This is a genomic window from Priestia abyssalis (assembly GCF_002019595.1).
Classification (GTDB): domain Bacteria; phylum Bacillota; class Bacilli; order Bacillales; family Bacillaceae_H; genus Bacillus_BA; species Bacillus_BA abyssalis.
Window position 1 is genome coordinate 302,619 of record NZ_KV917369.1, and the last position, 19,475, is coordinate 322,093.

Annotated in this window: 15 protein-coding genes; 14 read left to right on the top strand and 1 reads right to left on the bottom strand. The window is 39.4% G+C overall.

Annotation, left to right across the window (positions count from 1 at the left end):
• Positions 1-533 precede the first annotated feature (533 nt).
• From BK575_RS01535 to BK575_RS01565, 6 genes are all read left to right on the top strand, one after another.
• Positions 534-1,742: a CaiB/BaiF CoA transferase family protein gene (locus BK575_RS01535; protein WP_078408599.1), complete on the top strand. Its 1,209-nt coding sequence runs from the start codon at positions 534-536 to the stop codon at positions 1,740-1,742.
• A gap of 1 nt (position 1,743) precedes the next feature.
• Positions 1,744-2,703, top strand: coding sequence for a hydroxymethylglutaryl-CoA lyase (locus BK575_RS01540; protein ID WP_078408600.1), 960 nt, complete (start codon positions 1,744-1,746; stop codon positions 2,701-2,703).
• A gap of 119 nt (positions 2,704-2,822) precedes the next feature.
• Complete coding sequence (locus BK575_RS01545) at positions 2,823-4,271, top strand: aldehyde dehydrogenase family protein (protein ID WP_078408601.1); 1,449 nt, start codon at positions 2,823-2,825, stop codon at positions 4,269-4,271.
• A 657-nt stretch (positions 4,272-4,928) separates the two neighbouring features.
• Complete coding sequence (locus BK575_RS01555; protein ID WP_078408603.1) at positions 4,929-6,227, top strand: ABC transporter substrate-binding protein; 1,299 nt, start codon at positions 4,929-4,931, stop codon at positions 6,225-6,227.
• Positions 6,228-6,453: 226 nt separating this feature from the next.
• Positions 6,454-8,265: a sensor histidine kinase gene (locus BK575_RS01560; RefSeq protein WP_078408604.1), complete on the top strand. Its 1,812-nt coding sequence runs from the start codon at positions 6,454-6,456 to the stop codon at positions 8,263-8,265.
• 5 nt (positions 8,266-8,270) lie between these two features.
• A complete protein-coding gene (locus tag BK575_RS01565) occupies positions 8,271-9,851 on the top strand; it encodes a response regulator (protein ID WP_078408605.1) in 1,581 nt (526 codons plus the stop codon).
• A gap of 120 nt (positions 9,852-9,971) precedes the next feature.
• Here the strand turns inward: BK575_RS01565 and yhfH are convergent, their stop codons facing one another.
• Complete coding sequence (gene yhfH / locus BK575_RS01570) at positions 9,972-10,103, bottom strand: protein YhfH (RefSeq protein ID WP_078408606.1); 132 nt, start codon at positions 10,101-10,103, stop codon at positions 9,972-9,974.
• A 551-nt stretch (positions 10,104-10,654) separates the two neighbouring features.
• On the opposite strand from yhfH, the gene BK575_RS01575 reads away from it, so the two are divergent.
• The 8 genes from BK575_RS01575 to BK575_RS01610 all read left to right on the top strand — a co-directional run bounded on the left by BK575_RS01575 (position 10,655) and on the right by BK575_RS01610 (position 19,204).
• Positions 10,655-11,392: an MBL fold metallo-hydrolase gene (locus tag BK575_RS01575; protein WP_078414598.1), complete on the top strand. Its 738-nt coding sequence runs from the start codon at positions 10,655-10,657 to the stop codon at positions 11,390-11,392.
• 22 nt (positions 11,393-11,414) lie between these two features.
• A complete protein-coding gene (locus BK575_RS01580) occupies positions 11,415-11,579 on the top strand; it encodes a lipoate protein ligase C-terminal domain-containing protein (RefSeq protein ID WP_235867451.1) in 165 nt (54 codons plus the stop codon).
• Positions 11,580-11,841: 262 nt separating this feature from the next.
• Positions 11,842-13,395, top strand: coding sequence for a fatty acid--CoA ligase family protein (locus BK575_RS01585; RefSeq protein WP_078408608.1), 1,554 nt, complete (start codon positions 11,842-11,844; stop codon positions 13,393-13,395).
• An 82-nt stretch (positions 13,396-13,477) separates the two neighbouring features.
• Positions 13,478-14,254, top strand: a complete 777-nt coding sequence (locus BK575_RS01590; protein WP_078408609.1) for an enoyl-CoA hydratase-related protein — start codon at positions 13,478-13,480, stop codon at positions 14,252-14,254.
• 346 nt (positions 14,255-14,600) lie between these two features.
• A complete protein-coding gene (locus BK575_RS01595; protein ID WP_078408610.1) occupies positions 14,601-15,599 on the top strand; it encodes an ABC transporter substrate-binding protein in 999 nt (332 codons plus the stop codon).
• 309 nt (positions 15,600-15,908) lie between these two features.
• Positions 15,909-16,919: an ABC transporter permease gene (locus BK575_RS01600; RefSeq protein WP_078408611.1), complete on the top strand. Its 1,011-nt coding sequence runs from the start codon at positions 15,909-15,911 to the stop codon at positions 16,917-16,919.
• Complete coding sequence (locus BK575_RS01605) at positions 16,894-17,688, top strand: ABC transporter ATP-binding protein (protein ID WP_028398722.1); 795 nt, start codon at positions 16,894-16,896, stop codon at positions 17,686-17,688. Before BK575_RS01600 ends, BK575_RS01605 begins: the two co-directional genes overlap by 26 nt.
• 262 nt (positions 17,689-17,950) lie before the next feature.
• Positions 17,951-19,204 carry a M48 family metallopeptidase gene (locus tag BK575_RS01610; protein WP_078408612.1) on the top strand — a complete coding sequence of 418 codons (1,254 nt, stop codon included), beginning with the start codon at positions 17,951-17,953 and terminating at the stop codon, positions 19,202-19,204.
• The last annotated feature ends 271 nt before the right edge of the window (positions 19,205-19,475 follow it).

Genomic DNA, 19,475 nt, shown 5'->3' on the forward strand with positions numbered 1-19,475 from the left:
GCAATGTCGTAGGTTTTTAGTATTGCGTCATTTACATAATTGCTAAATCTTTTGCTTAACTAATGCTTACAAAGGAATTAGAAAATCTATTTTTCTATCTATTAATATCATGGTGAAGAGATTTCTTCATTTTTGTTATCATTCTTGCAGAATTTACAAGATAGTCATCACTTTTAATAGGGTTTATCGAACTACTGGTTAGTCCGATTTGTTTCATGTCGGTATTATCAGAATGTTCGATGAAAATCAAAGGTTTTTTAATAGTGAAAATCTAATGAGTGTCTAATATGAAAACACTTTTATTGGTAAGATAACAGCGATTAATACAATTAAAAAATAAATATCTTGACGGTTCAGATTTATCTGACTATAATCTAGATAACTGGACTAACCAATAGTCCAATAGACCAATAGTCCGATTGTGATAAAAAGGCTTAGACATAAGTGATCCAATGTTTTTAGGTATGTGTAATGAAAGAATATACGAAAAAATAGTGGTGCAAGTTAGGCACTTAATAGAAGGAGGAAGAATAATGCTTAAACAAAATTATGGACCTTTAACAGGTGTTCAAATCTTAGATATATCAACGATGATTGCTGCTCCTTTCGGGGCAACCTTATTAGCAGATTTAGGAGCGGAAGTGACGAAAGTGGAGCTTCCGGGAAAAGGGGACACGCTCCGAACAGTCGGACCGTGGAAAGGAACCGAGCCTTTAAGGTGGCCGGGATTAGCCCGCAATAAGAAATCTGTTACGTTAGATATTCGCACAGACGAAGGGCGGGAAATCTTTAAAAAGTTAATTAGTCAAGTAGACGTTTTAATTGAGAATTTCCGTCCAGGTACATTGGAAAAATGGAATTTAGGCTATGAAGAACTGAAAAAAGTGAATCCTCGATTGGTGATGGTACGTGTTTCCGGTTATGGACAAACAGGTCCATATCGAGAAAAAGCAGGGTTTGGAACTCCAGGTACTGCGTTTAGCGGACATACGGCTATCCAAGGCTACCCGGATCGACCGCCGGTCAGCCCTTCGTATTCTTTATTGGATTACATTACAGGTGTTTATGCGGCTTTTGCGACGGTAAGCGCTCTCTATCATCGGGAGGCAAACGATCAGCCAGAAGGACAAGTAGTGGAAATGGGTCTGTATGAATCGCTTTTCCGTATGCTGGAGTTTTTAGTTGCTGAGTATGATCAAAACGGTAAAGTGAGAGAAAGAAGTCCTGGTCTCGCAGGCCATTCAAGCCCGGCAGGTACATATGAGACAAAGGATGGGAAGTTTGTTGTTCTTGTTTGCAGCACAGATTCCACCTTTAACCGTCTGGCAGAAGCGATGGAAAGAACGGATATGCTAACAGATCCGCGCTATTATACGAATTCGGAACGGTTAAAGAATGATCATGAAGTGCAAGAACTTGTATCTGGTTGGATTCGTCAGCATACCCAAAAAGAATTGCAGGAAAAATTGGATTCCTTTGGTGTTCCCGTCAGCCCTATTTATACAATTGAAGACATCTTTAATGATCCTCATTACCAGGCAAGAGAAAACATCGTCGAGGTCGAGCATCCGCGTTTAGGAACGATTAAAGTACCAGGAGTTGTTCCAAAGTTTTCAAGTACACCGGGGGCTATCCGCCACCGCGCACCGGAATTAGGGGAGCATAACGAAGAAATCTTAGGTGGAAAACTTGGTCTATCGGCAGAAGAGCTTGCTGTACTAAAAGAGAAGGGGGTTATTTAACATGAGTGGATTAAAAGAGATGGTGCTGCCTTCTAAGGTTACGATCTGTGAGGTCGCGCCGCGTGATGGGTTCCAAGCAGAAACGGAGTGGATTCCGACGGAGCAAAAAATCCGTATTGTACGTGAATTAGCGAAAACAGGTATTCAGTCGATGGAAATTACGTCCTTTGTTCATCCGAGAGCGATTCCGCAATTGAAAGACGCAGAGGAAGTAGTGAAAAGTGTTCAAGATTTAACAGGAATCAAATTCCGTGCATTAGTTCCTAACGTCAAAGGAGCACAGCGTGCCATTGACGCTGGAATTAAAAAATTAAAGCTTATGCTATCTGCAACAGATGCTCATAGCTTATCGAATGCTAACTGTCTTGTTGAGGAAGCACAAAATGGTTTTTACCCTATTATCGAGCTGGCAGAAAAACATGGAGTCAAAGTCGGAGGTTCGATTTCTGTAGCCTTTGGATGTCCTTATGAAGGGAAAGTGCCAGTGGAGCGTATCGCTGCCATTGTCGAACGTTACACAACAATGGGAATTGATGAGATTTCATTAGCTGATACAACGGGCATGGCGAATCCTAAGCAGGTGTATGATATGTTAGGGCAATTAAAAGGAAGCTTCCCAAACATGACGTTCTCTATGCATCTTCATAATACTCGAGGAATGGCCCTTTCAAATGTCGTAGCAGCATTACAGCAGGGAATTGTTCATTTTGACAGTTCCATTGCTGGATTAGGAGGATGCCCATATGCACCTGGCGCAACTGGAAACATTGCCACTGAAGACGTTGTTCATGCGTTAACAGAGATGGGAGTTGAGACAGGGATTGACCTTAATAGTCTGATTAACGTAGCGAAGGATGTAAGGCAAACAATCGGCCATGACGGGGGAAGTTATATGCTTCAGGCTGGTCCATGTTCACAATTATATGCTAAACCAAAGGTTCAAGAGAAACTGGGAAGTTAAAATAGATTGGGATAACAGGCGGCCTTATTAGACAAATTAAAAAAGTAGTTTTTTAGAGTTATCAAATGATGTATGAATAAAAACTCTGCTTTCAAAATTCATAAAACTAGGTGATAAAGATGATAAAAACGACTGTAAGAAAATCACAACCCCATATTAATGGGGAATGGATTGTTTCAGAACGTGAAACCGTTTCTATTATAAATCCTTATTCGGGAGAAGTAATAGGTGAGCAAGTGTTAGCAACGCAAGAGGATGTTGAAAAGGCTTTAGCATCTGCTTATGAAGCTAAAAAACAAATTGCCAGTATACCTTCTCATGAACGAGCGAAGATTTTAAAACGTGCAGCTGTGTTATTAGAAGAACAGAAAGAAAGATTTGCAAAGATTATTTCTCTTGAATTAGGAAAACCGTTAAAAAATACACTTGATGAAGTATCACGTTCTATTGAAACATTAGAATTGTCAGGTGAAGAAGCGAAGAGATTAATAGGAGAAACGTTACCCGGTGATTCTTCTGAAAGAGGAACAAAAGCGCTCGCTTCTACTTTCCGAGTACCTGTTGGTGTCGTTGCGGCCATTACACCGTTTAATGCCCCTTTGAACCTTGTATGCCATAAGGTTGGACCGGCATTTGCGGCAGGAAACAGCGTCATTTTAAAACCATCTTCTCAAACGACGTTGATTGCGACTGAACTGTTAAAATTATTGCTGGAAGCAGGGTTTCCTGAAAATGCGATCAATATGGTTCTTGGCAGACGACAAATCGCACAACAAATTGTAAAAGATGACCGCGTCAATGTGATTTCATTCACCGGTGGAGTAGTGGCTAGTACAAATATATGTGAATTAGCAGGTATGAAAAAAGTGCTTCTTGAATTAGGTGGAAATGCTTCTACTATTATTCATGATGACGCGGATTTAAAACGTGCAGCTGCTATGTGTGCGAGAACAGGATTCAGTAATTCAGGACAAAGTTGTATTTCCGTTCAAAGAATCTATGTACATCAATCCGTGGTTCCAGAGTTTACGGAACTTCTAAAAGAAGAAGTTCTAAAGCTTAAAATAGGAGATCCTTTATTGCCAGATACAGATGTCGGTACTCTAGTAGATACTAATGCAGCAAAGCGGATTATGGAATGGATCAGTGAATCGGTCAATTTAGGTGCAAAACTAATATGCGGCGGCAAGCAACATGGTGCGACAGTGGAACCGACGATACTGTTAAACCCGCCTAAGCAAAGCAAAGTCGTTTGCGAGGAGGTATTTGGACCGATTGTGAGTATCATTCCTTATGAAACAATCGAAGAAGCAATTGAAGAGACAAATGACTCTTCCTTTGGACTCCAGGCAGGATTATTTACAAATCAAATGGATTTAGCTTATAAAGTTGCCCACTCACTTGAAGTCGGTGGTGTGGTCATTAACGGAACGTCGAATTTTAGACTGGATCATTGGCCTTACGGCGGCGTGAAGAATAGTGGAATCGGGCGTGAGGGCCCTCGCTATGCAATTGAAGACATGACAGAAACAAAAATGATTGTATTGCAACTTCCTGTTAATGAATAAAAGAAAAGGACAATGAACCTATCTATATCCTACAGTAGATTCAGAAGGAAATAAGATTGACTTTTAGTTAAGTACATCACGAGATACCCGAGCAGCCAAGGATTTTTTTAGCCTTGGCTGTTTGGTGTTCTACAATATCATGTGTCGTTATGCTTGATAAAAACCTTGTGTATCCTTTAGTCATTGAACAGAAAAGATGGTATTTGAAGGTGTCTTCCTTGTTTCCGATGCTTTTTGCAGTTTATGCAGGTAGGTTGTCGGATCGTGTTGGATTCCGTCTTCCCTTGGTTGCCGGTATGATTGGAACAAGTATAGCATTGCTGCTCCCCTATATGTTTAAAGATCAATTATTAGTTTTAATAGTGTCTCAATCCCCATTTGGATTATGAGGATTAAAGTATAATCTTTGTGTAAGCAATGACTAAACTTTGTTATTCCATTATTTTCATCAAATCACAAAAATCTGGAGTGTACCAGAATCAAAAATAGTTATAAGTCCAGCTGATTGGTCTCATAAAAGTGTAAAGTAATTTTCGAAGTAAAATAATACCATCAATATATTCCACTCTATTGTTCAATATCGTCACCTGTTCAAAGGTGGCGATATTAGTACAATATAACTAAGGCAAAACCTTAAAAAATAGGGGGTAAACAAAAATGGCACCAAAAATGAAAAGGCTTCCATTAGTGGCAGGTATGTTATCAGCTTCACTCCTTGTATCAACAGCATGTTCGAATGATGCTTCAGAAGATAAAAAAGACAACGCTTCTGGAGGAGCAAAGGGTGATGAAGTTGTTGTTGATATGTTCCAATTTAAAGTTGAAATCGCCGATCAATTGAAAGCGTTAACAGACCAATACACAAAAGAACACCCGAATGTGACATTCAACATTCAAACAGTGGGTGGCGGAGCTGACTATGGTGCGGCATTGAAAGCTCAATTTGCATCTGGTAATGAACCGGATCTTTTCAACAATGGCGGTTACCAAGAAGCGAAAATTTGGAAAGAAAAACTGGAAGATTTATCTGATCAACCATGGGTGAAAGATGCTTATGAAACAGCATTAGAGCCAATGACAATGGATGGCAAAGTATATGGACAGCCATTGAATCTTGAGGGATACGGTTTCATTTACAATAAAGATTTATTTGAAAAAGCTGGAATCAAAGAACTTCCAAAAACATTATCAGAACTGGAAGCTGCTTCGAAAAAGCTTAAAGATGCAGGCATCACTCCATTCTCAGTAGGATATGGCGAGTGGTGGGTAATCGGTCAGCACTTGTTGAACTTAGGATTTGCTCATCAAGAGGATCCGGATGCGTTCATCAATGGTTTGAACGAAGGAAAAGCTACAATCGCAGGCAACGAGGAATTCAATGAAGTAATAGACTTGTTAGACTTAACAGTTAAATACGGTAATAAAAATCCATTAACAACGGATTACAATACTCAAGTTACGCAGTTTGCAAGCGGTGAAACAGCCATGATGCAACAAGGTAACTGGACGCAACCGATGATTGATAAAATCAGTCCAGATATGAATATCGGATTCATTCCAATGCCAATCAGCGATGATGCAGAAGCAAACGATAAGCTGCAAGTCGGGGTACCGAACAACTGGGTAGTTAACAAAAATGCACCTGAAGCAGATAAAGAAGCTGCAAAAGATTTCTTAAACTGGATGGTTTCTTCTGAAGCAGGTAAAAAGGCTTTAGTTGAGGATTTTAAATTCATCCCGGCGTTCAAAACAATCGAAGCGAAGGGTGTAGGCCCATTAGGTGAAGACATCGTTAAATATTCTAATGAGAACAAAACCCTTTCTTGGAACTGGTTCAAATTCCCAAATGGTGCAACACAAGAGTTTGGTGCAGCTATGCAGGCTTATGTTGGCGGTCAAACTTCAAAAGAAGAGTTATTTAAAGCGTTAGACGCAACTTGGACTAAATTAAAGTAATAACAAGGTTAAAAATAAGGTTCCAAAAGCCTGAAGAACCAGTAATCAGAACTCTCTTCTAAACGAGGCCTTTCGCGTTAACTTGTTGCGATAACAAGATTTAACGGAAGGGCCTTTTTTGGGATTAGAAGTTTTAACATGGCTAAAGGGCAAGGATTCCAGCTATTCGTGTTACAATAATATATAAGATGGGGTAAACTGTAAAAAGAATCTAAAGGAGGATCGTATGGGATGGAGTATTCGTAAAAAATTAATTATTTTTTTAATGATTGTAACCGTTCTCCCTTTTGGAGCATCAATCGCCATTACGTATTATCATACGAAAGAGTCTCTTAAAGATCGCTTTGTTTCCACTAACCATGATGTAATCGAGAATGGAAAAAAAGATATCGCAACTTATATGCAGGATGTTGCCCATATGACAACGAGGCTTTATGGCTATACTCCATTTCTGAATGTACTAAGGGATGGGGTGTCAAGCGATTTACGACAAAATCAAGAAGAAGTGAACAGAATACTCATGTATCTGTTTCATACACGGCCGGAGATTGAACAAATGCATCTTTATATCCATAAAGGGAAGGATTCTTATACCATCTATCATTCGAGATTGAGCGGCAGGGGGAAGTATGAGGAAGTATATAAACATCCATACTACTTTCAGTTAGGGCAATCCAATTACTTCACGGTTATTGAGCCGCCCCACAGGACCTATAGTTATAATAATCTATCTGTGATTCCTGAGTCTGAAAAGAGACAAGTGTTAAGTTTTCACAATATGATAAAAGATGTACCATCAGATAAATCGTTAGGCTTTTTATCCATTGATATTAATCTATCATCATTGGGGGCCATTGCCGATCGTTTATATACGAAAGGAGCAGAGGATTTTTATGTAATGAATGAAAACGGGATTGTCGTTTATTCCTCTGAGCAAACATTGATAGGAACGGAAAACAAAGAAGAATGGTTTGAGTATGTAAAAGAATCGCCTCTTTCTAATCGTGATTTAGAATGGAAGGATGACCATTTTTCCGGTGTCATTGTCCATGAAAAGTTTTCTGCGCCTTTTAAAGACTGGTACATCGTCAAAAGAATTCCTTACGACCTTCTTTATAAAAGTGCCAGAGAAACGGCCTTTATCAATATTTTAATCGGGATGATTACATTAGTGATAGTCGTATTGGCCACGATGGTGGTCTCATTTAAATTTACGTCGCCTATAAAAGTATTGATTGCCAATATGAAACGGGTGGAAAAAGGTGAATTTGAGGTCGAATTTGATTCATTAGGAAATGACGAGTTTGGGATGCTCGGAAGGCATTTTAAATCAATGGTTACGAAAATTAATGATTTAATTCAGAGGGAGTACAGGCTCGAGATTGAAAATAAATCGACTCAGCTAAGAGTGCTGCAGTCACAAATTAACCCGCATTTTCTGTATAATGCTCTGCAATCGATTGGAACATTGGCACTAAAGCATAAAGCAGTGCCTGTATATTCACTGTTGACATCATTATCAAATATTATGAGATACAGCATGAACATGAAGGAAGATGTTGTGTCGTTTGTACAGGAAGTCCAGCATGTAAAATCTTATTTGTCTTTGCAGAAGCAGCGATTTGGAGAACGTTTTGAGTATGAGTTGAAGGTTCAAGAGCAAATGAATAGTGTCCTCCTGCCCAAAATGATTTTGCAGCCTATCGTCGAAAACTGTTTTAAGTATGGGTTCGACCAGAAGGTAGAGAAAGGATTCATTTATATTAGGGCTTTTATAAATGAGTGCGGAACCGTTTGCATCGAGGTGCAAGATAACGGGAAGGGGGTAAATGAAGAACAGCTCCAACGCATCCGAAAAGCACTTGAGGGAACAGCGCCGGCGGATATAGCCAAACGCGAAGCAATCGGGTTGAAGAATATTTACGATCGCTTAAATATTTATTACAGCGATCAAGCCAAGATGGTCATTACAAGTCGTGAAAATGAACACTTTACAATTACCATTGAAATACCGGCTGTTATACGCAAGGAGGTGTAATCTTCATGAGAGCATTAATTGTAGATGACGAACAACATGTTCGTGAAGGGATTAAGTTATTGGGGCAATGGGATGATCAGGGAATCAAAGAGATTTTTGAAGCTGAAAATGGTGAAGAGGCTGTTGATCTTATAAAGAAGTATAAACCAGCGATCATTTTTACAGATATGAAAATGCCAAAAATGGATGGAATACAACTATTAGAGTGGATTAAAAATAATCAATCGGGCAGTAAGACCATTGTCGTAACAGGGTATGATGATTACCATTACATGAGAAAGGCCATTCACTTCGGAAGCGCCGATTATATTTTAAAGCCAATTGATCCAGAGATTTTAAATGATACGTTAGCAAATGCGGTGGCAGAATGGAAAAAGGAAGAAGCGAGCCGTAAAAAAGATAAAAGCATCCACCAGCTAATGAATGAAATGAAGCCGGTGTACCGTGACCGAAAATTGACGCAATTGCTCAACAGCCAAAAAATTGATCAGTCGATTTACGAGGAAATGGGCCTCCATATAACGCAAAACTACGAAGTAGCGATTATAAGAATAAACGATAGGACCATCGATCCTTTTAAGGGAGACAGGGATTTAGCTTATTTCACCATCTTGAATGTCATCAACGAAGTATTAAGCGAAAAGAAATGCGGAATCGGTTTTCGTTACTTATCCAATAAGGGAGAAATCGTGATCATCTTTTGGGATCAGCTGGAACAAGCAGATCAACTGCTGCAGCAAATTTATCTTTCCTTAATAAAATCATTAAAAGTATCATGTCCAATGGGACTGGGGAAGATCGTTGGCCAAGTTTCCAATCTGATGGAATCCTATAAACATGCGAAGGAGCTTTTATTAAGCAGTAATGTATTGGCTAAAACGGAATTGAGAGTATACACAGAAGAAGTGGAAAAGCCGATGTTACTAACAAATTTAATGGACTATTCGTCCCAAATCGAACAAGCCATTCAAACCGGAGAGATTCGTGTGTTTGAAGAAATTATTCAAAACCTATTGAAGGAATTTCAAGAGTCGCGCACTTTGTCTTTAAGGCAGCTTCTCCACTTTGAGAAGGAATATCAGGTAATGAGCCACAGATGGCTGAAAAAATATGAAGTGCCTTATTTTGTGACCGATCATGTCGAGAAACAAATTGACTTGTTTTTTGATCAACAAGGAACATTTCAACTGGAACAATATACAAATCGCAAGAAGCGCGAAATTGCCCTCTTTCTAAAAATAGTGAAACGGCATTCCCCTCAAAAAAATAAAAATGTTATTGCAGAAATTGAGCAGTATTTACAAGCCAATTTCAATCGCGATGTAAAACTTCAAGAAATAGCAGACCGATTTTATTTAAGCAGGGAATACATTTCAAGGAAGTTTAAACAAGAATTTAATGAAAACATTTCCGATTATTTAGTAAAAATCCGGATGAATAAGGCAAAATCTCTCCTTAAAAACAGTCAGTTGAAAATTTATGAAATTGCCAATATGATCGGCTACCAGGATGATAAGTATTTTCGAAAGGTATTTAAAAAGATCGAAGGGATTACTCCAAATGAGTACCGGGGCTTACATCTTTGATTGAAAATTGTTAATCGGGGGGAAGCTTAAGATCTTCCCTAATGTTTAATGTCTATGAAAAAGCCAATCTGTGTTATAACACAAATTGGCTTTTTCATAGACTAAAAGAATATAAAAATCTTATTCTGCTACATGAAGGCAGTGATCACACTTATTTCCATAGCACTCATGCTGTTCTTCCATTTCTTTTCCGCATTCTAAACATTTTTTTGAAGGTAGGTTTTTGAAAAATTCGGACATTTTAACTAACATTTGACTCGCCTCCGTTGTTTTGTTGTCTTGATTGTACTATAACAGTAAAGTGTGTGTCAATAATGTTTTATAACAAATTTCGCATTTTTGAAAATTGTTATAAAACAGAGGGAGTTCTATTATATGCATTCCGCTTAATAATTTGGTCCATCTTCACTCCGCCGTAAGATATCAATGTGTGGTTTAGGCAGATTCAATCCGCCCTCAACGATCTGGGAAAGGTGATACGGGCATTTCTTGGCTGTGCCGAATTTTATAAATCAATCTATATAAATACAATTTAAGTTTTTAACATTACCTTGGCCGTGATTCCTCTTTAGGATTTTGGGGTCTCTGCATCTTGAATAGGCTCTCAAAGGTTCTCGTATAAGCGGCTGACAAGAACCTGCAAGGGAGCTTGTCAGCCGCTTATACGTAAATAATTTAACACGGGCGTTCTTTGCTCGTGTTAAATTATTTATGTGGATTTATATATTAAGTGTTTTTTCCTCTCTTTTTTGGTGGATTCGGTTATACTAACTTTTAGAAAATAAATGGAAAAGGGTGAAAAGATGAAAGTAACAGTAGTAGGATTTTGGGGTGGATACCCGGAAAAAAATGAAGCGACATCAAGTTATTTGTTAGAACATGAGGGATTTAGGCTGCTCATAGATTGTGGAAGCGGCGCAGTCGCTCAGCTTCAAAATTATGTATCGCCTTTGGAACTGGATGCAGTCATTCTTTCCCATTATCATCATGATCACGTGGCGGATGTGGGAGTTTTGCAATATGCCAGGCTGATCCAATCCTATCTAGGGAAGAATGTTCCTCAACTTCCTATTTACGGGCATGTATATGATGAACAGGGGTTTGCCCGTTTAGAGATGCCAAATGTCACAAAAGCAATGTCTTATGATTTGGCGCATGCAAAGAAGATAGGTCCGTTTACCATTACTTTTCTTGAAACGAAGCATCCCGTTACTTGTTTTGCTATGAGAATCACTGCAGGAGAACAAACCATTATTTACACAGCAGATTCAAGTTATATGGAGGAATTCGTTTCATTTTCTCAAGAGGCAGATCTTCTCATTTGCGAGTGCAATCTTTATAAAAGTCAGGATGGGACAAGCCCAGGACATATGAATAGCATTGAAGCGGGACAAATTGCCAAAAAGGCAAATGTCAAAGAGCTCATGCTAACCCACTTGCCTCATTATGGAGAACTGAACCAGCTTGTACAGGAAGCGAAAGAGGTATTTGATGGTTCCGTTTATTTGGCCGAAAGCGGGTTAATATGGGGGAAGGAATAGAGGCCGAATAGAAGAGTGCCGAATTTATGGTGATTTCTTTGGAGTTAGAGATGTATCTGACGTTGAAAATAAGTTGAAACATACTCGGTACGAATACGGGGCTTTGGAAGAAGCATTGGCAAATGGCAATATTCAACATTATTTCGGAAGCATTACAAAAGAAGAATTTATCAATTTAATTTATTGAACATAATGTAGAGAGAAATAGAAAGAGCAAGCAGAAAGTTTGTTAGATCAATGGATAAAAAGTTAAACAAACGTTTGTTTAACAATAAAATAGGGGCTGCGGAGAGTCTTTTCTTCCGCAGCTTTAAATTTAGAAAAAGATTGAAATTGATATCTTGCAGGAACAGATTCTGTTAAATATAATATATTTAGAATATTTAAATAAAATAGCTCGCAATAATGAATGGTTGTTCATTCATTATGCGTGGAAAGGGAGTGAAAGGGTGAACTTATCATCGCAATTACATGCCACAGCAATTCAGCATGCAGCTAAGCATGCCTATGTGTTTGAAGACAAAGCAGTTACCTATTCAGAATTGGATGAAGCAGTTTCTAAATTCGCCAGTGGATTAGAGAAAATAGGTTTGCAAAAGGGCGATCATATCGCCATGCTATTAGGGAACTCTCCTTATTTTGTATTGGGATTATACGGGGCGCTGCGTTTAGGTGCAACCGTTATCCCAGTAAACCCCATTTACACCACAGATGAAATTGCCTACATTATGAACAATGGTGATGTGAAAGCCATTATCGCTCTTGATAGATTAACTCCTCTACTACAGAGTATGGAATCGCTTCTTCCAAATGTGGAGCATATTATCATATGTGAAACGTCCGGGCAATCCGAAAATGCCCAAAAAGAATCGAAGTTGTTTCTTTCAAATGGAATGAAATCATTTACAGGAATTATGTCGTTAGGAGAAGAAACATACGATTTTCCAATTCTTCAGGAGGAAGAAACGGCGGTTATTTTATATACGTCGGGCACGACGGGCAAACCAAAAGGGGCCATGCTCTCCCATCAAAATCTATACAGCAATGCAAAAGATATCGCAGATTTTTTAAATATTAATGAACAAGATCGCGTGCTTGCCGTTTTGCCCATGTTTCATGTATTTTGTTTAACGGTGGCGTTAAATGCTCCATTAATGAATGGGGGAACAGTCATTATTATGCCGAAATTCAGCCCGTCTGCTGTTTTTCAAACCATTCGGGACCAAAAAGCAACTATATTTGCCGGAGTTCCCACCATGTATAATTTCTTGCTTCAATACCCGGGAGAAAATCAAGCGGATGTGAAGACACTGAGGCTTTGCATTTCTGGAGGAGCATCTATGCCGGTAGCGCTTTTAACAGCATTCGAGCAAAAATTTGATGTCGTGGTTTCGGAAGGCTATGGATTATCTGAGGCATCGCCTGTTACATGCTTTAATCCTCTTAACCGTCCGTGTAAGCCGGGATCTATCGGAACAAGTATCGTCAATGTAGAAAATAAAGTGGTAAATGAGTTTGGCGTAGAGGTTCCGGTTGGACAAGTAGGAGAACTAATTGTACGTGGTCCCAACATCATGAAAGGCTATTACAAGATGCCTGAGGAAACTGAATTTACAATTAAAGATGGCTGGCTGTATACAGGGGATTTGGCAAGAATGGACGAGGATGGATACTTTTATATTGTCGATCGCAAAAAAGATATGATTATTGTAGGGGGATACAATGTCTATCCGCGTGAATTAGAGGAAGTGTTGTACAATCATCCATCTGTTTTGGAAGCGGCGGTCATTGGCGTTCCCGATGTAAACTTTGGAGAAGCAATCAAGTGTTTTGTTGTTTTAAAAGAACCTAATGTAACGGAAGAGGATTTATTAACGCATTGTCATAACTACTTAGCAAAGTATAAAGTCCCAAGTGAAATTGAATTTTTAGAAGAGCTCCCTAAAAACACGACCGGAAAGATTTTAAGAAGAGTATTGAAACAACAACTATTAAACAAGTAGGCTGAAATTGCCCTGCGGTAAAAAGGGTTTTGTTTTTTCGTATAGAATCAATAATGTAAACGCTAACAAAGGTGGTAGATTAATGAATTCTATACGATATGAGGTGGGTGGTCATATAGCCAGCATTATATTAAACCGTCCCGATGTATTGAATGCATTCAACTATGAAATGCTGCTTCAATTAGAGGCAGCCGTGGAATCAGTTCGAGCCAATGAAACTGTGCGGGTTGTTACAATAACAGGAGCGGGAGAAAAGGCATTCAGCGTAGGAGCGGATTTGAAAGAAAGAAAATCATTGACAAACGAGGAAGTCAAACGAAATATTTATAAAATTGGAGAGGTTTTCACGAAGATTGAACAGCTTCCCCACCCGGTCATTGCTGCTTTAAATGGATACGCATTCGGCGGGGGAATGGAGCTGGCACTTGCTTGTGATTTCCGTATTGCGGCCGATAATACTTTTATCGGCTTGACCGAAACAAGTCTGGCTATCATTCCAGGAGCAGGAGGGACTCAGCGCCTTCCTCGTTTAATTGGAGAAGCAAAAGCTTTGGAGTTAATTTTAACGGCTCGTAAACTTTCTACGGTCGAAGGATATACATACGGTATGTTTACAGAAGTAGTACCTCCTAATCAATTAAAGACATCTGTACAGCGCCTGGCAGATGCAATACTGCAAAATGGACCGGTTGCTTTACGGCAGGCAAAGTTTGCTATTAAAGAAGGGATGAAAGTTGACCTTCAGACTGGTCTTCACCTTGAGCGAAAAGCATATGAATTAACGATTCCGACAGAAGATCGTTTGGAAGCATTAGCTGCTTTTAGTGAAAAAAGAAAACCTAGATTTAAAGGAAAATAGAGCAAGAGAAAGGGATGATGCTATATAGATCGATTTAGAAAATTTGGCATGACCAAAGAACGGCCACGCCAAATTTTCTAACCTTTGAGGGCGGATTCAAGCGGTCTGGATAATTGATTGTGGATGTGTCTTGAGAGAATGAAGATGTGTCGAGTTATTAAGTGAAGTATATATAAAAACAGAGTGAATGGATAGGAATAGTTATTTCAATAAAATTTTCGGAAAATTGTTGAAATTATTTTTATATAGGATATAATCTATTGCATAAAAGTATAAAAGCATAAAAGCATAAAAGCGCAAAAGTGAACGCGCATAAAAGCTGGAAAGCGATTAGGGGGAATATGAAATGATAAAGAGAAAAAAAGGCATGGCAGGAGCAGCATTAGCAATGTTGCTGATGGCAGCAGGATGCAGTTCAAATGCCGATACAACAGCGGGAGATGAAGGAGAGCAAAAACAGGATTCGTATGTTGTAGGTGTAACTCAAATCGTGGAACATCCTTCTCTTGATGAAGCGTATAAAGGGTTTCAGGCAGCTTTAAAAGATAAAGGGTTGGATGTCGAGTATGATGTTCAAATCGCTCAGGGGGATATGAACAATAATCAGACTATTGCCCAAAATTTTGTCGGTGATGGGGTTGACCTTATCTTTGCAAATTCAACACCAAGCGCGTTAGGGGCACTGAATGCAACAAAAGATATCCCAATCGTATTCACGTCTGTAACCGATCCAATTGGAGCCGGTCTTGTAAAATCATTTGAAGAGCCGGGAGCTAATATTACGGGAACAACGGATACGCATCCCGAGGCGATTCCAAATACAATTAAATTTATCGATAAATATGAAGAAGGTACAAAAATTGGAATGATCTTCAATTCAGGAGAACAAAATTCCGTAGCACAAATCGATATGGTAAAAGAGGCAGTGAAAGGGACGGATTTAAAGGTAGTCGAAGCGCCTGTATCTACATCTGCCGAAGTTAAACAAGCAGCTGAATCTCTTATCGGAAATGCCGATGTTATTTATATCATTACAGACAATACTGTCGTATCAGCACTCGAATCAGTGATTAAAGTAGCAAGTGATGAAGATATTCCTCTTTACGTTGGAGAACTGGATTCCGTTAAACGCGGAGGGTTCGCTGCATATGGCTTTAATTACTATGACATCGGTTATCAAACGGGAGAAATGGCGGCAAGCATTTTAACCGGCGATAAAAAGTCTGCCGATATCCCTGTTCAATACCCGGATAAGTTAAAACTTCTGATCAATAAAAAAGCAGCTGAAGATATGGGAGTTAAATTATTGCCTGAGTGGGACAAAGAAGCGGAATACGCTGAATAAACCATAAAGTGAATCCCCGGATAATAGCGGGGATTCACTGCTGGTTAAGGCAGGGGAAAAAAGGATCATCTAGAAGAGGATGTTCAAAAAGTCCGGGAAAAATGACCGTCGAAATTACTTGTACAGGACGTACTGATCCGACGTTGGCGCGATTGAAGTGGCGGTTCTTAGTCGGGCTTCATAAGCTTGTCTCTCCGCTACTCACGTATTAACAGCATACGCTCCGTTGCTTGAGACGGCGCTTCCTTGAACTTCTCGTTCCTTTTTGTCCTCCTTTTTGAACACACACTAGAAGAATGGGGGAGAAATATGTTTACAGCCGTATTCGGCTCCGTAGAAGCCGGCTTAATGTACGCTATTATGGCTTTGGGTGTTTACATTTCATTTCGAATTTTAAATATCCCTGATTTAACGGTTGATGGCAGTTTTGTAACAGGGGCTGCCATCGCTTCTGTTTGCATTATTAATGGGATAAACCCTGTAGCAGCATCAATACTTGCGTTGCTTGGCGGTTTTGCCGCTGGAAGCATGACAGGGCTGCTTCATACAAAAGGGAAAGTGAATGCATTATTATCTGGAATTTTAATGATGATTGCCCTTTATTCCATCAACCTTCGAATAATGGGGAAATCCAATATTCCTTTATTGCAAGAAGAAACGATGTTTACGTCTTTTACAAGTATGCTTAAAGGACTCGATGAAGGCTTAAATAATCTATTAACTCAAGCAGGAATGGCAGGATTTATTCCGCGCACATGGGCTATCTTAATTTTAATGATAGTGATAGTCGCTATCCTGAAGCTTGCATTGGATCAGTTCCTTAAAACGGAAATGGGGCTGGCACTGCGGGCAACAGGAGACAACCTTGACATGATCCGAAGCTTCGCCGGAAATACAGATGGATATATTATTGTAGGCCTTGGCATTTCGAATGCGCTCGTCGCTCTTTCAGGGGCACTTGTCGCTCAGTACAGCGGATTCAGTGATATCGGAATGGGTATCGGGATGATTGTAATCGGTCTTGCATCAGTTATTATCGGAGAAGCGATTTTCGGTACGAAGAAGCTGGCCGTGGCAACATTTGCGGTTATTGGCGGTTCGATTATTTATCGTTTAATCGTAAGCTTGGCGCTTCGTGTGAAATTCTTGGAAACAGGAGATATGAAATTAATTACAGCAGCGATTGTTATTTTGTCATTGCTTCTTCCGAAAATGATGGGCAATTATAAGGAAAAACAACGAAAGAAAGCCAGATTGGCTGAGAAAATGAAAGCTGCGAGCGGGGGTGAGGGCGTTGTTGCAACTAAATCAGATTTATAAAGTATTTAATGAGGGAACAGCGGATGAAAAAATTGCTTTGCAAAATGTCCCCCTCTCTTTAAAAAAAGGAGACTTTGTAACCATTATCGGCAGTAATGGAGCAGGAAAGTCGACATTGATGAACATTATTTCGGGGCGCCTTCAACCGGATACGGGCGAAGTGATCATTGATAATCAGAATGTCACCAGCCTGTCAGAGCATAAGAGAGCACGTCTAATCGGACGCGTTTTTCAGGACCCGATGGCAGGTACCGCTCCCCATTTAACCATTGAAGAAAATCTTGCGATTGCTTATGCCCGCACGAAAAAGAGAACGTTGTCTTTAGGTGTAACAAAAAAGCGCCGGATTTTTTTCAAGGAGCAAGTGGAACGTCTTCAATTAGGATTGGAAGACCGATTTGATGCCAAAGTCGGCTTGCTTTCAGGAGGGGAGCGCCAAGCTCTTTCACTGCTGATGGCTACATTTACCGAGCCGAGTATTTTATTATTAGATGAGCATACAGCAGCGCTTGACCCTTCAAGAGCCGAGCTCATTACCGAGCTGACGAAGGAGATTGTCGAACGTCTTGAGCTAACGACGTTAATGGTTACCCATAATATGCAGCAAGCTTTATATTTAGGCAATAAGCTCATTATGATGGATAAAGGGCAAATTATCTTCCAGGCAAGCGGGGAAGAGAAACAAGCTCTCACAATTGAAGGACTTCTGCAAGAGTTCCAGCGCATTCGCGGAACCCAAATGTCCAGTGACCGTGCATTGCTTGTTTAATAAAGGAATCTTGCGTCATTGGAAGAGGAATGTCTGTTAGTATGGAATCAGGTTGTCTCAAAATTCTTGAATTGATTATAAAAACTAATCTTTGCGAAGGCCCCGTCACCAAATCCGTTGATTTTACTGGATTTCTATGACGGGGTCTTTCGTGAGGATGCGGCAAAAGGGTGCCTTTTACCCTTTTGCCGCATCCTCATAGTTCTAAAAATGGGGAGAAAACCTACAATATAATTATAGACAGGCTGCTAAGGGGGTTACTATGAGAAAATTTGTAGGCTGGAGCGCTATTGCCTTTTTAGTGTATACCGTTGTTATTTGCGTTTATTTATTTTACATGAATGATACATCTATTCCTCCCCATTTAAAAGGATCAAGTGTAGATCCTGAAACATTCATGACACCGCGTGAGATGATGTTAAGCGAAGAGTTTTCGCAAATCCGCAATCTTTTGTTTTTTATCTCTATTCCCTATGAATGGTTCATTATGATTGCGGTTCTCTGTTTTGGGTTCTCTCGTAAGTTCAGCACATGGGCAGCGGCCATCCGTAGCATGTCGCTTTTGCAAACGGTCATTTATGTTTTTTGGTTCTCGATTTTTACATTTATCCTATCATTTCCTCTGGACTTGATCAGTTATGAGGTTTCAAAAAGCTACCAGATTACATCTCAATCGTTTCAAGGGTGGATGAGGGATCAGCTCATAGGCTTTTGGGTTAACTATGCTTTGATGATTATAATCGTGTTTGTCTTATATAAACTCATCCGCAAGTTCGAAAAGCGCTGGTGGCTGTATGCCTGGCTGTTATCAGTCCCTTTTACGATTTTTGTGACCTTTATTCAGCCGGTCATTATTGATCCGCTTTATAATGATTTTTATCCATTAAAAAATAAAGAACTTGAAGCGAAAATTTTAATGATGGCCGATGAAGCGGATATACCTGCCGAACATGTATATGAAGTGAATATGTCGGAAAAAACGAATGCTTTAAATGCATATGTAACCGGAATCGGACAAAACTCCCGAATCGTTTTGTGGGATACGACTCTGAATAAGCTAAAAGAAGAAGAAATTTTATTCATCATGGCTCATGAGATGGGGCATTATGTCATGAAGCATATATACTTCGGGGTAGCGGGTTATTTATTGTTATCCTTGGTAGGTCTATATATTACCAAGATCTTGCTGGAGAGAATTGTTACTAAAAGACAAGATGTTTTCCGCATTAAGCATATAGGTGATTTATCATCACTTCCCTTGATTTTACTGATATTTTCAATCCTTTCTTTCACCGCAAGTCCTTTTACAAACGCCGTCTCGCGCTTTCAAGAACATAAAGCAGATGAGTATGCGATTGAAATAACAGGAAAAAAAGAGGCAGCCGTTTCGAGTTTCCAACAGTTAACGAAAGCGGGATTAAGCCAGGTCAATCCTCCGGCTCTCGTGAAAATCTTCCGTTATGGACATCCGACCATTTTGGAGCGGATCAATTTTATTGAACAATACAAGAAGTGACGAATTTCAAAGTAAGCGAGAATCTCAACAAGGTTCTCGTTTTTTTATAAATCAGAAGAAAAATCAATGGAAATGTTGTGATAAAAATGAATTGCCAAGCGTACGTATGATAAGGGTTGTAAAGGGACTGGCAAATTAATTGTAAAAAAAGTTAAAAATAGGCTTTTTATTTAGGGGAGTCTGTTATATAATAACAACATATAGAAAAAACTGTATTATAACAACGAGGGGGTGCTTATAGAAATAGAATTTGGTATAACTGATGTACAGA